The following is a 14,483-nucleotide window of genomic DNA, read 5'->3' as shown; positions in this document are numbered from 1 at the left end:
GGCTGCGCGCCCGCTAGCGGGCGCGCTCCATCAGCTCGTCGTACACCGACAGGACCTGCGCGACGGTGTCGTCCTCCGAGGGCCACGTCGCCGCCTGGATGCGGCCCGCGGCGGCCAGGTCGGCGCGCCGGCCGGGGTCCGCGAGCAGGGCGCTGACGGCCCGGGCGAGCGCTCCCGGGTCTCCGTACGGGACCAGGACCGCCGCGTCCCCGACGAGTTCGGGCACCCCGCCGACCTCCGTGGCCACCAGGGCCACCCCGGCGCGCAGGGCCTCCTGCGCCAGCAGGGCCCGCGGCTCCCAGCGGCTCGGCAGCACCGCGACGTCGGCGGCCGCCAGCAGCCGGGCCGCGTCACGGCGGCGCCCCAGCAGGCGCACCGGCAGCGCCTCGGCCTCGATGCGCCGCGACAAGCCCGCACGCAGCGGTCCCTCCCCGGCGATCACCAGCAGCGGCGACGGGTCCAGGTCCCGCCACTCCCGGGCCGCGTCGAGCAGGACGGAGTAGCCGCGGTGCGGCACCAGGCTGCCCACGGCGACCAGCAGGGGCCGTTCCACCGCGCCGAGTTCGGCCCGCGCCTTGGCCGCCTCGTCGGGCGCCGCCGGGGCCGCCGGTACCGCCACCGGCGCCAGCCGTGCGTCCCGCGCTCCGCGCAGCCGGGCCTGGTCCACCTGGTCGGAGGAGGCGCCCAGGACCACCGCGGCGGCCTTCGCCACCCGGCGTTCCAGCAGCCCGGCCAGCCGGCCGAGCGCGCCGCGGGCCGCGGGGCCGTCGCCGTGCCAGCTCACCACCAGCGGCGTCCGGTGCCCGCGCAGGGCCAGTGCGGCCCGCATCCCGGCCCGTACCCCGTGCGCGTGCACGACGTCCGCGGCGGCGCAGGCGGCGCGCAGCGCGCTCACCGCGTCGGGCGTGAACTGCGCCCCTGCTGCGGTGAAGTCGTACTCCCCCTCCGCCCGGACGGGCGCGCACACCGTGACCCGTACGCCGCGCGCGGCGAGCCCGGTCGTGAGGGACCGGACGTGCGCGCTGCTGCCTGCGCCGTCGAGCACCTGGACGGTTCGAAGGGGTGGCCGCCCGTAGGGCTGGGCCGGGACCGGAGGGGAGACCGGGGAGCTGCTCACGGGCCGAGGCTCCTGGGGGAGGGGTCAGAGACGTCGCCAAGAATGCCAGTCCGCACGCGCGTTCCGGGACCATACGGGTGCGGATCCCGTGCGGGTTGTCGTCCCGCGCCCCCGCGTCTCACCCACACGGGCTACCGCGGCGTCCTCTCGGCCCCTGCGTGCGCCCCGCACGGGCCCGGGCGGCGGCCGGCCTGCGGCGGCCGGCGCGACGCGGGGGCGCGGGCCCGCGCCTCCGCGTCGTGCCGTGCGGGCCCGCTCCGGGCCGGCCGGATCCGTCCTCCACCGTTCGTCCGTCCGTCCGCGAGCGGCCGGCCCGCGGACGCTCAGGCGTCCGCGCGCGCCGCCGCCAGCAGTTCCTCGGCGTGCGCCCGAGCCGAGGCCGAGTCCTCATGGCCGGCCAGCATGCGCGACAGCTCGCGGATGCGGGCCTCGCCCTCCAGGACGGTGACCCCGCTCCTGGTGACCGAGCCGTCGTTGGTCTTCTCGACCAGCAGCTGCCGGTCGGCGAAGGCCGCGACCTGCGGCAGGTGGGTGACCACCACGACTTGCGCGGACTTGGCGAGCTTGGCGAGCCGCCGGCCCACCTCGACGGCCGCCTTGCCGCCGACGCCCGCGTCGACCTCGTCGAAGAGGTAGGTGGGCACCGGGTCGGAGCCGGCGAAGACGACCTCCACGGCCAGCATCACCCGGGACAGCTCACCGCCGGAGGCGCCCTTGGCGATCGGCCGCGGCTGGGCACCGGGGTGCGGGGCCAGCAGCAGCTCGACCTCGTCGGTGCCCGAGGGGCCGTAGGCGACGGGACGGCCGTCCACTTCCACTCCCTCGGGGTCCTCGGCCTGCCGGATGTCGATGGTCACCCGGGCGTGGGGCATCGCGAGGGAGGCCAGTTCCTCGGTCACCGCGGAGGCGAACCGTGTGGCCGCCTCCACCCGGGCGTCCGTCAGGCCCTGGGCCAGCAGGGACAGTTCGGAGCGCAGCCCGTCGCGTTCGGCGGTCAGGTCGGCGATCCGCTCGTCGTCGCCGTCGAGCTCCAGCAGCCGCGCCGCGCCCTGCTCGGCCCACTGGAGCACGGAGTCGACGGTCCCCTCGGTGCCGTACTTGCGCGTCAGCTGGATCAGGGCCGCCCGGCGCTCCTCCACCGCGGCCAGCCGCAGCGGATCGGCGTCCAGGTCGTCGGCGTAGCCCGCCAGCTCCCCGGCGACGTCGGCCAGCAGGATGCCCAGTTCCCCGATCCGCTCGGCGAGCGCGCCCAGGGCCGGGTCGTGGGAGCGTACGGACTCCAGGGCGCGGTGGGCGCCCGCCACGAGGGTGTTCGCGTCGATGGCCTCCGGGTCCTCGGGGTTGCCGGCGAGCGCGGCGTGGCCGAGCTGGGCCGCCGAGGCCAGCGCCTCGGCGTGGCCGAGCCGCTCCGCCTCCGCCGCCAGCTCGGTGTCCTCGCCGGCCACCGGCTCCACGGCGGCGACCTCGTCGAGCCCGAAGCGCAGCAGGTCCGCCTCCTGGGCCCGTTCCCGGGCCCGGGTGGTGAGGGTGTCGAGTTCGGCGGCGACCGCGCGCAGCCGCCGGTAGGCGGCGGCGTACTTCTCCAGCGGGACCGCGACGGCGTCCCCGGCGTACCGGTCGAGGGCCTGCCGCTGCCGGGCGGGCCGCAGCAGCCCCTGCTGGTCGGTCTGGCCGTGGACGGCGACGAGGTCGTCCGCGAGCTCGGCGAGCAGGCCCACGGGCACGGACCGGCCGCCGACGTGGGCGCGCGAACGGCCCTCGGCGGACACGGTCCGGCTGATCAGCAGGGCTCCGTCGTCGAGCTCGGCGCCGGCTTCCTCGGCGCGCAGCGCGGCGGGCGCGTCGGCGGGCATGACGATGCGGCCCTCGACGACCGCGGCTTTGGCCCCGACCCGTACCAGGGCCGGGTCGGCGCGCCCGCCCAGCAGCAGGCCGAGGCTGGTGACGACCATCGTCTTGCCCGCGCCGGTCTCGCCGGTCACCGCGGTGAAACCGGGCGACAGCTCGACCACCGCGTCGTCGATGACCCCGAGCGACCGTATCCGCATCTCCTCAAGCACGGGACGACGATACCGAGGTTTCATGGGTGCCATGTGACGTCACCCGCCACGTTCCCTTCGCACGGGTGTGCTATTGCGGGGGCGGGGGCGCCGCCGGGCCGGGCCGTCAGTGGGGTGCGCCGCGCCAACCGGACACCGGCAGCGCGAACTTCGCGACGAGCCGGTCCGTGAAGGACGCGTGGTGCAGCCGGGCGAGCCGTACGGGCACCGCGCCCCGCCGTACCTCCACCCGGGCCCCGGCCGGCAGCTCCAGCATCCGGCGCCCGTCGCACCACAGCACCCCGTGCGGGGTGCCCGGCTGGACCTCCACGGCCAGCACCGAGTCCGGCGAGGTCACCAGCGGCTTCGCGAACAGCGCGTGCGCACTGATCGGCACCATCAGCAGGGCCTCCACCTCGGGCCACACCACCGGCCCGCCGGCGGAGAACGCGTACGCGGTGGAGCCTGTCGGGGTCGCGCAGACGATCCCGTCGCAGCCGAAGCCGGACACCGGGCGCCCGTCGATCTCCAGGACCACCTCCAGCATCCGCTCCGGGGACACCTTCTGGACGGCGGCCTCGTTCAGCGCCCAGTCCTGGTGGACCACGTCGCCGTTGGTGCGCACGATCACATCGAGGGTCATCCGCTCCTCGACCTCGTACTCCCGCGTCACCACCCGGTCCACGACCTTGTCCAGGTCGTCCCGCTCGGCCTCGGCGAGGAACCCCACCCGGCCCAGGTTGACGCCGAGCATCGGCACCCCCGAGGCCCGGGCGAACTCCGCGCCCCGCAGCAGGGTCCCGTCCCCGCCCAGCACGATCAGCAGCTCACAGCCGTCGAGCACCGCGGGGGTGGACCCGGTGACCAGCTCCACCTGCGGCGGCAGCGGGAGGTCCACCGCCTCGTGGGCGAAGACCCGCACCCCCAGCCCGGACCGCAGCAAGCCCTTCACGACCAGCTCGGCGCTGCGGATGGCCGCGGGCCTCCCGGTGTGCGCGAGCAGGAAGACGGTCCGCGGCCGCCGCCCCGAGGCCGCGGAGGCCGACGTCTCCGATGAATCCGGTGCACCTGATGAATCAGTCACTGCGGCCCCTCCGCCACGGCACGGTCAACATCCGCCGGGTCGAGGGCCGGTGCCCCCGCCCGCAGCCACAGAAAGTACTCGACGTTGCCCGACGGCCCCGGCAGCGGACTGGCGGTCACCCCGAGCACGCCCAGGCCGAGCCGGTGCGCCCGGGCCGCGACCTCGCGGACGGCCTCGGCCCGCAGCTCCGGGCTGCGGACCACCCCGCCGCTGCCCAGCCGGTCCTTGCCCACCTCGAACTGCGGCTTCACCATCAGCACCAGGTCCGCATCGGGCGCGGTGCACTGCACCAGCGCCGGCAGGACCAGGCCGATGGAGATGAAGGACAGGTCGCCGACGACCAGGTCCGCCGGGATCCCGTCGATCTGCTCCAGCGTCAGCTCGCGCACGTTCGTACGGTCCTTGACGGTGACCCGTTCGTCGCTCTGCAGGGCCCAGGCGAGCTGCCCGTAGCCGACGTCCACGGCCACGACGTGCGCCACGCCCGCGCGCAGCAGTACGTCGGTGAACCCGCCGGTGGAGGCCCCGGCGTCCAGCGCCCGGCGGCCCTGCACGCGCAGCCCCTGCGGCGTGAAGGCCGCGAGCGCGCCGGCGAGCTTGTGGCCGCCGCGCGAGACGTAGTCCGGGTCGCTGTCGTCCTTGAGGACCACCAGGGCCGCACTGGTCTCGACCTGGGTGGCGGCCTTGGTCGCGGTGGTGCCGCCCACGGTCACCCGGCCCGCGGCGATCAGCTGCGCGGCGTGCTCCCGCGAGCGGGCCATGCTGCGGCGTACCAGTTCGGCGTCCAGGCGGCGGCGTGCCACTCCTGCCACGTTCGGTTCAGCTCCTGTTTTCGTACGGACCGGGGGCGGGAGGTGCGTCCAGCGCGGTCAGCGCGGAGCGCAGCCCCCGGTGGACATCCTCGTACACCGCGAGGTGTCCGTCCGCCGCCAGGTGGTCCGCCTCGGCCAGCCGTGCCAGCGCGGCATCCACCCCGGTATGGCCGGTGGGGGTGCGGACGAGGCCCAGCGGCGCGGGCCCGGAGGGCTCGGGGCCGGCCGCCTCGGCGGTCGAGGAACCCTCGCAGGCCGTCGCGGAAGCAGCCCCGGCCGGAGCCCCGCCCGCGGCGCCCGCAGCGGTCGCCGGGGGTGCGTACGGTCCCGGGCCCGGCTCTTCGTCGGTCATGCCCCGACGCTACCGCGAAGCGCCCGCCGCCCGCGCGCACGGCTCTGCGGTACGGTCGTGATCACGATGGCTACGATCCAGGAGTGCCGTGACGCACTCGACCGACTCTCCGGCAACCTCGCCCGCGCGGACGGCGGCGTCCGCGGCGCGGCGGCGCTCGACCGCTCCCTGAGCTGCCACATCACCGACCTGGACCAGACGTTCACGGGCCGCCTCGAAGACGGCCGGATCCGGGTGGACGCGGTCGCCGCGGGCCCGCCCGCGCAGAAGGCCGAGATCCGCCTGGCGATGGCCGGCGACGACCTGGTCGCGATGGTCGCGGGCGAACTGAACTTCGCGAAGGCCTGGGCCTCGGGCCGGGTGAAGCTGGAAGCCGGCTTCCGCGACCTGCTCCGGCTCAAGAGCCTGCTCTAGGGCGGCTGTCCGGCCGGGCGGTCTCAGACGGGGGTCCTCGTACGGGCCCTGCGCGCCGCCGGGACCACCAGCGGCGTGCCCGTCTCCGGGTCCTCGATGATCTGGCAGCGCAGCCCGAACACCTCCTCCACGAGGCCGGCGGTGACCACCTCGGCGGGCGGCCCCTCGGCGACCACCTTGCCGCTGCGCATCGCGATCAGGTGGGTGGCGTAGCGGGCGGCGTGGTTGAGGTCGTGCAGCACCGCGACCAGGGTCCGGCCCTGCTCCTCGTGGAGATCGGCGCACAGGTCCAGCACATCGATCTGGTGCTGGATGTCCAGGTACGTCGTCGGCTCGTCGAGCAGCAGCAGCGGGGTCTGCTGGGCGAGCGCCATCGCGATCCACACGCGCTGGCGCTGTCCGCCGGACAGTTCGTCCACGGCCCGGTCGGCGAGGTCGCCGACCCCGGTCGCGGCCATCGACTCGGCCACGATCCGCTCGTCCTCGGGCGACCACTGCCGCAGCAGCCCCTGGTGGGGGTGGCGGCCGCGCGCGACCAGGTCGGCCACCGTGATGCCGTCGGGCGCGATGGAGGACTGCGGCAGCAGGCCCAGGGTCCTGGCGACCTTCTTCGCGGGCAGCGACGCGATGGCCTGACCGTCCAGCAGCACCCGTCCCGCGGTGGGCCTCAGCATCCTGGACAGGGCGCGCAGCAGGGTGGACTTCCCGCAGGCGTTGGGTCCGACGATCACCGTGAAGGAGTGGTCGGGGATGTCCACCGACAGGTTCTCGGCGATGACCCGCTGGTCATAGCCGAGGGTGACGTTCTGCGCGGTCAGCCGCTGCACGGGGGTACTCCTCAGAGGGTTGCGCGCCGCACGGCGCGGCTCGGTCACGGCGGGGCGGGCGGGCCCGGCGGGCCCGGCGGTCCCGGCGGTGTCGGGCGCCGTCATATCCGTCCCGCCTTGCGCTCGGCGACCAGCAGCCACAGTAGGTAGACGCCGCCGAGCAGCCCGGTCACCACGCCCACCGGCAGCTGGTCCGCTCCGAAGGCCCGCTGCGAGGCCCAGTCGGAGACCAGCAGCAGCACCGAGCCCATCAGCGCGCCCGTCATCAGGTTGGCGCCGGGCGAGCGGGTCAGCCGTCGGGCCAGCTGCGGGGCGGCCAGCGCGACGAAGCTGATGGGCCCGGCCGCCGCGCTCGCGGCGGTGGTGAGCAGGATCGCGGCGAACATCAGCAGCAGCCGGGTGCGCTCCACCCGCACCCCCAGGGCGTACGCGGCGTCGTCGCCCATCTGCATGATCCGCACGGACCGGCCCTGCGCGAGCACCAGCGGGAAGAGCACCGCGCACAGCGCGAGCAGCGGCTTGACCTGGGCCCAGTCCCGGCCGGCGAGCGAACCGGTCAGCCAGACCATGGCGCGCGTGGCGTCCACCACCTGGGCCTTGGTGAGCAGGTACTGGATGAGGGCGATCAGCACCGCTGAGGCGCCGATGCCGACGAGCACCAGCCGGTAGCCCTGGATGCCCCGCTTGTAGGCGAGCAGGTAGACGACGATCCCGGTCAGCAGTCCGCCGCACAGCGCCCCGACGGCCACCTCGGTGGCTCCGCCCTGGAACAGGATGATCACGACGAGCGCGCCGACCACCGACCCGTGGCCGAATCCGAGGAGGTCCGGGGAGCCGAGCGGATTGCGCGACACCGACTGGAAGACGGCTCCGGCCATGCCGAGGGCTGCACCGACGAGCAGGGCGACCACGACCCGGGGCAGCCGCAGTTCGTTGACGACGAACTGGTGGGCGGGGGTGCCGTCCCCGGTCAGGGTCCGTACGACGTCGATGGGGGCGATCGGGAAGTCGCCGGTGCCGATGAGCAGGACGGCCGCCGCGGCGGCCGCGAGCGCCAGCAGCACCCCGGTGGCCAGGGCGCGCCGCTCCACCCGCAGCGACCGGCCGCCCGGCAGGCGCAGCAGCCGGGCCGCGGACCGTCCGGGCCGACGGGTGGGGGCGGCCCGGACGGTGTGCGCGTCGTCCGGTGCGGAAGTCGAGGTCACAGCTGGGCCATCCTCTTGCGCCGCACCAGGTAGATGAAGACGGGGCCGCCGATGAGGGCGGTGACGATGCCGACCTGGAGTTCCGCGGGCCGGGTGACGACCCGGCCGATGACGTCGGCTCCGAGCAGCAGCGCGGGCGAGAGCACCGCCGAGTACGCGAGCACCCAGCGCATGTCCGGCCCGGTGAAGGCGCGGACCAGGTGCGGGACCATCAGCCCGATGAAGACGATCGGCCCGCAGGCGGCGGTCGCCGCCCCGCACAGCAGGGTGACGGCGGCCATGGCGGCGACCCGGGTCCGCGTCAGGTGGGTGCCGAGGGCGCGCGCGGTGTCGTCGCCCAGCGCCATCGCGTTGAGCGGCCGGCCGAGCACCAGCGCCAGGGCCGCGCCGGCCAGCAGGAAGGGCGCCACCTGCCGGACGGTGTCCATGGACGCCGAGGCCAGCGAACCCACCGTCCAGAAGCGCAGCTTGTCCAGTGCCGTGCTGTCCATCAGCTGGACCGCGTTGATGTAGCCGACCAGGGCCGCACTGGCCGCGGTACCGGCGAGCGCCAGGCGTACCGGGGTGGCGCTGCGGCTGCCGCCGAGGACGTACACGGCCACCGAGACGACGGCGGCGCCCAGCAGCGCCCACCACACGAACGCGCTCAGCGAGTTCGCGCCGAAGAAGCTGATCGCGGAGACGACGGCGGCGGCGGCGCCCGCATTGACGCCGAGGATCCCGGGCTCGGCCAGCGGGTTGCGGGTCAGCGCCTGCATCACCGCGCCGGAGAGCCCGAGGCCGAGGCCCACCAGCAGCCCCAGCAGGGTGCGCGGCACCCGCAGGTCGCGCACCACCACGTCGGAGGACGTCCCCGCGTAGGCGAACAGGCCGTGCCAGACCTGGTCCAGGGGCATCTGCTTGGCGCCCACGGCGATGCTCGCCACCGCGATCAGCGCCAGCAGGGCGAAGGCCGCCAGCAGCCCGGCACTGCGGGCGGCACGACGCGGACGGTGCGGACGGTGCGGACGGGCGCCTGGATCCGGCGCCGCGCCCGGTTCGGATTCGGGGGGACTCTCAACCAACACCGAGTTAGGTTAACCTAACTGGCCGGTTTCCCCTCCCCCGGACGGCTCAGAGCCCCAACTGCCCGAGCGCCTCCTGCGCGTCCAGCTCGCACACCCCGTCGCCGGCATCCGTCCACGCCGCAGCGCACAGCGCCCGCAGCCCGTCGAGGGGATCCGCCGTCGATCCGGCCTGCCCGCCCGCCGCCGGGGCGCCGCCGCTCAGCCGCAGCACGCCGTCCTGCGCCGCCGCACTCCAGCCGCCGCACTCCCAGGACCCGCCCTCCTCGCGTACCTGCGGCTGCCCCGTCAGCAGCCCCCTCAGGTCCCGGTCCATATAGGTCGGCCGGTGCCTCGGCTCGGCCCGCAGCAGCTGCGCCGCGTCGGTCACCCCGGTCAGCACCAGCAGGGAGTCCACCTCCCCGTTGAAAGCGCCCTCGATGTCGGTGTCCAGCCGGTCCCCCACCACCAGCGGCCGCTTCGCCCCGGTCCGCAGCACGGTCTCCCGGTGCATCGGAGGCAGCGGCTTGCCCGCCACCTGCGGCTCGGCGCCCGTGGCGATCCGTACGACCTCCACCGCGGCCCCGTTGCCCGGCGCGATCCCGCGCGCCCCCGGGATCGTGAGGTCGGTGTTCGAGGCGTACCAGGGCACCCCCCGGTTCACGGCATACGCGGCCTCCGCGAACCGGCCCCACGCGAGGTCGGGCCCCCCGTACCCCTGCACGACCGCCGCCAGCCCCTCCTCGTCGGCGGAGTCCACCGGCTCCAGGCCGCGTTCGCGCAGCGCGACCCGCAGCCCCTCCCCGCCGACGACCAGCACCTTCGCCCCGGGCTCCACCTGGTCGGCGATCAGCCGGGCCACCGCCTGCGCCGAAGTGATCACCTCGCCCGCCTCGGTCGGGATGCCCAGCTCGGTCAGGTGCCCGGCCACCGCGTCCGGAGTCCGCAGCGCATTGTTCGTCACATACGCGAGGTGCATCCCGTCCTCGCGGGCCGCGGCAAGGGACTCCACGGCGTGCGCGATGGCCTCACCGCCCGCGTACACCACCCCGTCGAGGTCCAGCAGGGCCGTGTCGTACGCCTGGTGCAGATTCCGCTCGCTCGCCGAGGGACTGGTCCTGCTCTGCCGGGTCATCCTGGCCGCTCCTCATGGGATCGATCTTGTCCGATTTCCGTACTCCCCCGATCATCGCGTACCGCAATGCGGGTCTTACCATGCAGCAATGACCACATCTGGCACCGCGGACCATGGACTGCGCCTGATCCCGTTCCATGGCCTGCGCTACGACCCCGAGCGTGTCGGCAGCCTGGCGGCCGTCACCTCGCCGCCCTACGACGTGGTCGTACGCCCCGACGGAGTCGACTACCTCGAATCCGCCGACCCGCACAACATCGTCCGCCTGATCCTCCCCCAGGCGGCCACCCCCGCCGCCCGCAACGAGCAGGCCGCGCACACCCTGCGCGCCTGGCTCACCGAGGGCGTCCTCAGCGCCGACACCGAACCCGCGCTGTACGTGTACGAGCAGTGCCGGGCCGGCCTGCTCCAGCGCGGCATCATCGGCGCCCTCGCCCTGTCCCCGGCCGACGCGGGCATCGTCCTGCCCCACGAGGACGTCATGCCGGACGTGGTCACCGACCGGGCCGGGCTGATGCGGGCCACCTCCGCCAACCTCGAGCCCCTCCTGCTGACCTACCGCAGCGAGGAGCCGGAGGCAGCGGCGGCCGGAATCGTCGCCGCGGCGGCCCGGCGGGCCCCGCTGCTGGAGACCACCACCGAGGACGGCTTCCGCCACCGCCTGTGGGCCGTCACGGATCCCGCCGAACTGGCCGCCGTCACCGCCGACCTGGGACACCGTCAGGCACTCATCGCCGACGGGCACCACCGCTGGGCCACGTACCTGCGACTCCAGGAGGAGCACGGCTCCCCGACTCCGTGGGACTTCGGCCTGGTCCTCCTCGTGGACACCGCCCGCTACCCGCTTCAGGTCCGCGCCATCCACCGGATGCTGCGCCGCCTGCCGGTCGCGGACGCCCTCGCCGCCCTCGACGGGCACTTCCGGGTGCGCCCCGTCGACGGGCCGCTGCCCCTCGCCATGGAAGCGCTCGCCGACGCCTCGGAACGCGGCAACGCCTTCCTCCTTGCGGGCGACGGCCGATTCCACCTGGTCACCGACCCCGCGCTGGACCTCCTCGAACGCACCGTCCGCCGCGACCGCCCGGAGGCCTGGCGCCGCCTGGACGCCACCGTGCTGCACGCCACGCTGCTCGACGCCCTGTGGGACGTCCCCGACGCCCCCGAGCACATCGCGTACATCCACGACGCGGCGTCCACGGTCGCCATGGCGGAGCGGCACGGCGGCACCGCCGTCCTGCTGCACCCCGTACGGGAGGACGTCGTCCGGGACCTGGCCCGCCAGGGCGTCACCATGCCCCGCAAGTCCACCTCCTTCGGCCCCAAACCGGCCACCGGCCTGGTCCTGCGCAGCCTGCACTGAACCGCAGGACCTGTTCCGGACAGGGGAAAGGGCGGCGCCCCCTTGGGGGGCGCCGCCCTTTCCGGTGTCACCGGGGCGTCAGGGGCGCTCAGCCCTTGTCGCGGTCCGTCTCCGGCTCGTCGTCCTCAAGGACGACGACCTCGTCGGTGAGGTCGGCGTCGGCATCGGCGTCGAAGCCCTCCCGCCGGTCGCCGGCGTCGCCGTCCCGGTCGTCCTCGTCGTCCTTGTCGTCCTCGTCCGGGCCGGCCTCGTCTTCGAGGGGCTCGTACTCGTCGTCGTCCTCGTCGTAGTACTCGGCCACGTCGGAGGCCCGCTCGGCGGCCGCGACCTCGGCCGCGTCCTCGTCGTCGTCCTCGTCGTCCATCGAGGAGGCGTCGACGAACTCGACCCCGTCCAGCTCGGCGAGCCGGTCGGAGGCATCCATCGCCCCGTCCTTGTCCGCCTCGATGGTCTTCGCGAACCACTCACGCGCCTCGTCCTCGCGACCGGCCGCCAGCAGGGCATCGGCGTAGGCGTACCGCAGGCGCGCGGTCCAGGGCTGTACGGCGCTGGAAGCGAGCTCCGGGCTCTGCAGGGTCACGATGGCGGCTTCCAGCTGCCCCATGTCCCGGCGGGCGCCGGCGGCGACGAGACGCATCTCGACCTGGCCGGCCTTGTCCAGCTTCTGCACCTCGGGCTCTCCGGCCATGGCCAGCGCCCGCTCCGGACGGCTGAGGCCGCGCTCGCAGTCGGCCATGACGGGCCACAGCTCGACGGAGCCGGTCATGCGCTTGGCGGCACGGAACTCCGCGAGCGCCTCGCTGTACTTCTGCGTGGCGTACGCGGCGAAACCGGCGGCCTCACGCACGGCGGCGACGCGGGAGGCCAGCCGCAGGGCGATGCGCGAGTACGCGTACGCCTGCTCCGGGTCCTCGTCGATCAGCCGGGCGACCATGACCAGGTTCTTGGAGACTTCCTCGGCCAGGCCCTTGGGGAGGCTCAGGAGCTCCTGCCGGACGTCGGCGTCGATTTCGAAGCCGGTGACGTCCTCGTCGATGGGGAGCCGCTTGACCGGGTCCCGGTCGCGGTCGGCACGGTACTCGCGGTCGCCGCCGCGGTCGTCGCGGCCACCCCGGTAGCCGCCGCGGTCACCGCCGCGGTCGTCACGGCCACCGCGGAACCCGCCACGGTCACCGCCGCGGTCGTCGCGGCGCGGGTAGGACGGGCGGTCGCCGCCACGGTCGTCACGCCCACCGCGGAAACCACCGCGGTCGTCGTCACGGCGCGGGTACGACGGACGGTCGCTGCCGCCCCGGTCGTCACGACGGGGGTAGGAGGGACGGTCGCCACCGCGGTCGTCCCGACCGAAGGACGGACGGTCGCTGCCGCCGCGGTCGTCACGGCGCGGGTAGGACGGGCGGTCGCCGCCACGGTCGTCACGCCCACCGCGGAAACCACCGCGGTCGTCGTCACGGCGCGGGTACGACGGACGGTCCCCACCGCGGTCGTCACGGCGGAAACCGCCGCCACCGCCGGTGGGACGCTCACCGCGGTCGTCCCGACGGAAGGAGGGACGGTCGCTGCCGCCGCGGTCGTCACGGCGCGGGTAGGACGGGCGGTCGCCGCCGCGATCGTCACGCCCACCGCGGAAGCCACCGCGGTCGTCGTCACGGCGCGGGTACGACGGACGGTCGCTGCCGCCCCGGTCGTCACGACGGGGGTAGGAGGGACGGTCGCCACCGCGGTCGTCGCGGCGGAAGCCGCCACCGCCGCCGGAGGGACGCTCACCGCGGTCATCGCGGCGCGGGTAGGACGGACGGTCCCCGCCACGGTCGTCACGGCGGAAGCCGCCGCCACCGCCGGAGGGACGCCCACCGCGGTCGTCCTCACGACGGGGGTAGGACGGGCGGTCGCCACCGCGGTCATCGCGACGGAAGCCGCCGCCACCGCCGGCGGGACGCTCACCGCGGTCGTCCCGACGGAACGACGGACGGTCGCTGCCGCCGCGGTCGTCACGACGCGGGTAGGACGGACGGTCGCTGCCGCCCCGGTCGTCGCGGCGCGGGAAGGAGGGACGGTCGCTGCCGCCGCGGTCGTCGCGGCGCGGGTAGGACGGGCGGTCGCCGCCGCGGTCGTCACGCCCACCGCGGAAGCCACCGCGGTCGTCGTCACGGCGCGGGTAGGACGGACGGTCGCTGCCGCCCCGGTCGTCACGACGGGGGTAGGAGGGACGGTCGCCACCGCGGTCGTCGCGGCGGAAGCCGCCACCGCCGCCGGAGGGACGCTCACCGCGGTCATCGCGGCGCGGGAAGGACGGACGGTCCCCGCCACGGTCGTCACGGCGGAAACCGCCGCCACCGCCGGAGGGACGCCCACCGCGGTCGTCTTCACGACGGGGGTAGGACGGGCGGTCGCCACCGCGGTCATCGCGACGGAAACCGCCGCCACCGCTGCCGGCACCGGCCGGCCGGCCGCCGCGGTCGTCACGGCGGAAGCTGCCGCCGGCGCCGCCGGAGGGGCGGCCACCACGGTCGTCACGACGGAAGGGAGGACGGTCGCCACCACGGTCGTCACGGCCCCCGCGGTAGCCGCCCCTGTCACCGCCGTCGTTGCGCCGAGGCTCGCGCTCCGGACGATCGTCGGGAGAGTTGGACATGGGTGTGACTCCTGTCTTCGGGGTACCGCTAGTCATTCTCGCGCAACCAACCCATGGCCGCGCTTCGGCGTAATGAGGTCAAAAACAAAAAAGACCCCTGGTCCAGCGTTGAACGCTGGACCAGGGGTCCTTTGAAAGATTGTTCGGCGGCGTCCTACTCTCCCACAGGGTCCCCCCTGCAGTACCATCGGCGCTGAAAGGCTTAGCTTCCGGGTTCGGAATGTAACCGGGCGTTTCCCTAACGCTATGACCACCGAAACCCTATCGGTTTCGAGCGAACAAGCACACTTTGTAGTTGTGTTCCAGCTCTAGAAACCAGCAACTGTTCGTTGCTTCAGAACTAACACAGTGGACGCGAGCAACTGAGGACAAGCCCTCGGCCTATTAGTACCAGTCAGCTTCACCCGTTACCGGGCTTCCACATCTGGCCTATCAACCCAGTCGTCTACTGGGAGCCTTA

12 protein-coding genes, 2 rRNA genes and 1 pseudogene are annotated in these 14,483 nt (G+C 74.6%); 2 read left to right on the top strand and 13 right to left on the bottom strand.

Annotated elements, in window-relative coordinates:
- Nucleotides 1-13: 13 nt before the first annotated feature.
- From ACLJTM_RS26655 to ACLJTM_RS26635, 5 genes are all read right to left on the bottom strand, one after another.
- A complete protein-coding gene (locus tag ACLJTM_RS26655; protein WP_411106280.1) occupies nucleotides 14-1,117 on the bottom strand; it encodes a glycosyltransferase family 4 protein in 1,104 nt (367 codons plus the stop codon).
- A 323-nt stretch (nucleotides 1,118-1,440) separates the two neighbouring features.
- On the bottom strand, nucleotides 1,441-3,165 hold the full coding sequence (gene recN, locus ACLJTM_RS26650) for a DNA repair protein RecN (RefSeq protein ID WP_411106625.1): 1,725 nt from the start codon (nucleotides 3,163-3,165) through the stop codon (nucleotides 1,441-1,443).
- Nucleotides 3,166-3,283: 118 nt separating this feature from the next.
- A complete protein-coding gene (locus tag ACLJTM_RS26645; protein ID WP_411106279.1) occupies nucleotides 3,284-4,240 on the bottom strand; it encodes an NAD kinase in 957 nt (318 codons plus the stop codon).
- On the bottom strand, nucleotides 4,237-5,052 hold the full coding sequence (locus ACLJTM_RS26640; protein ID WP_411106278.1) for a TlyA family RNA methyltransferase: 816 nt from the start codon (nucleotides 5,050-5,052) through the stop codon (nucleotides 4,237-4,239). The genes ACLJTM_RS26645 and ACLJTM_RS26640 overlap by 4 nt, the downstream gene beginning before the upstream one ends.
- Nucleotides 5,053-5,059: 7 nt before the next feature.
- Entirely contained in the window at nucleotides 5,060-5,404 is a 345-nt protein-coding gene (locus ACLJTM_RS26635; RefSeq protein WP_411106277.1) for a hypothetical protein, read from the bottom strand.
- 66 nt (nucleotides 5,405-5,470) lie between these two features.
- On the opposite strand from ACLJTM_RS26635, the gene ACLJTM_RS26630 reads away from it, so the two are divergent.
- Nucleotides 5,471-5,818 carry an SCP2 sterol-binding domain-containing protein gene (locus ACLJTM_RS26630; RefSeq protein WP_411106276.1) on the top strand — a complete coding sequence of 116 codons (348 nt, stop codon included), beginning with the start codon at nucleotides 5,471-5,473 and terminating at the stop codon, nucleotides 5,816-5,818.
- Between the two features lie 23 nt (nucleotides 5,819-5,841).
- Here the strand turns inward: ACLJTM_RS26630 and ACLJTM_RS26625 are convergent, their stop codons facing one another.
- The 4 genes from ACLJTM_RS26625 to ACLJTM_RS26610 are packed head-to-tail and all read right to left on the bottom strand — an operon-like array spanning nucleotide 5,842 to nucleotide 10,028.
- Nucleotides 5,842-6,750: an ABC transporter ATP-binding protein gene (locus tag ACLJTM_RS26625; RefSeq protein ID WP_411106275.1), complete on the bottom strand. Its 909-nt coding sequence runs from the start codon at nucleotides 6,748-6,750 to the stop codon at nucleotides 5,842-5,844.
- A complete protein-coding gene (locus tag ACLJTM_RS26620; RefSeq protein ID WP_411106274.1) occupies nucleotides 6,747-7,850 on the bottom strand; it encodes a FecCD family ABC transporter permease in 1,104 nt (367 codons plus the stop codon). Before ACLJTM_RS26620 ends, ACLJTM_RS26625 begins: the two co-directional genes overlap by 4 nt.
- Nucleotides 7,847-8,917 (bottom strand): FecCD family ABC transporter permease, encoded by a 1,071-nt coding sequence (locus tag ACLJTM_RS26615; protein ID WP_411106273.1) that lies wholly within the window; start codon nucleotides 8,915-8,917, stop codon nucleotides 7,847-7,849. Before ACLJTM_RS26615 ends, ACLJTM_RS26620 begins: the two co-directional genes overlap by 4 nt.
- 46 nt (nucleotides 8,918-8,963) lie before the next feature.
- Complete coding sequence (locus ACLJTM_RS26610) at nucleotides 8,964-10,028, bottom strand: HAD-IIA family hydrolase (protein WP_411106272.1); 1,065 nt, start codon at nucleotides 10,026-10,028, stop codon at nucleotides 8,964-8,966.
- Between the two features lie 88 nt (nucleotides 10,029-10,116).
- Between ACLJTM_RS26610 and ACLJTM_RS26605 the strand changes: the two genes are divergently transcribed.
- The gene (locus tag ACLJTM_RS26605) at nucleotides 10,117-11,388 is read left to right on the top strand and encodes a DUF1015 family protein (protein WP_411106271.1); all 1,272 of its coding nucleotides are present in this window, start codon (nucleotides 10,117-10,119) and stop codon (nucleotides 11,386-11,388) included.
- 88 nt (nucleotides 11,389-11,476) lie between these two features.
- On the opposite strand, the gene ACLJTM_RS26600 is transcribed toward ACLJTM_RS26605, so the two are convergent.
- From ACLJTM_RS26600 to ACLJTM_RS26585, 4 genes and pseudogenes are all read right to left on the bottom strand, one after another.
- Nucleotides 11,477-12,370 (bottom strand): hypothetical protein, encoded by an 894-nt coding sequence (locus tag ACLJTM_RS26600; protein ID WP_411106624.1) that lies wholly within the window; start codon nucleotides 12,368-12,370, stop codon nucleotides 11,477-11,479.
- Nucleotides 12,371-13,408: 1,038 nt separating this feature from the next.
- Nucleotides 13,409-13,996: pseudogene (locus ACLJTM_RS26595) on the bottom strand (RNA helicase); the annotation flags it as partial.
- 168 nt (nucleotides 13,997-14,164) lie between these two features.
- A 5S ribosomal RNA gene (rrf, locus tag ACLJTM_RS26590) occupies nucleotides 14,165-14,281 on the bottom strand.
- A 106-nt stretch (nucleotides 14,282-14,387) separates the two neighbouring features.
- Nucleotides 14,388-14,483 (bottom strand): 23S ribosomal RNA (locus ACLJTM_RS26585); the annotation flags it as partial.

Origin of the sequence: Streptomyces sp. cmx-4-9 (assembly GCF_046548835.1) — a bacterium.
Classification (GTDB): Bacteria; Actinomycetota; Actinomycetes; order Streptomycetales; family Streptomycetaceae; genus Streptomyces.
Note: the sequence above shows the minus strand (reverse complement) of the source record. Positions and strands in the feature narration are given on the sequence as shown.

Excerpts from the sequence above, each read along its gene's own strand:
- ACLJTM_RS26630 (WP_411106276.1), top strand. The coding sequence starts at position 5,471 with ATGGCTACGATCCAGGAGTGCCGTGACGCACTCGACCGACTCTCCGGC.
- ACLJTM_RS26625 (WP_411106275.1), bottom strand. The coding sequence starts at position 6,750 with ATGACGGCGCCCGACACCGCCGGGACCGCCGGGCCCGCCGGGCCCGCC.
- recN (WP_411106625.1), bottom strand. The coding sequence starts at position 3,165 with ATGCGGATACGGTCGCTCGGGGTCATCGACGACGCGGTGGTCGAGCTG.
- ACLJTM_RS26605 (WP_411106271.1), top strand. The coding sequence starts at position 10,117 with ATGACCACATCTGGCACCGCGGACCATGGACTGCGCCTGATCCCGTTC.
- ACLJTM_RS26635 (WP_411106277.1), bottom strand. The coding sequence starts at position 5,404 with ATGACCGACGAAGAGCCGGGCCCGGGACCGTACGCACCCCCGGCGACC.
- ACLJTM_RS26610 (WP_411106272.1), bottom strand. The coding sequence starts at position 10,028 with ATGACCCGGCAGAGCAGGACCAGTCCCTCGGCGAGCGAGCGGAATCTG.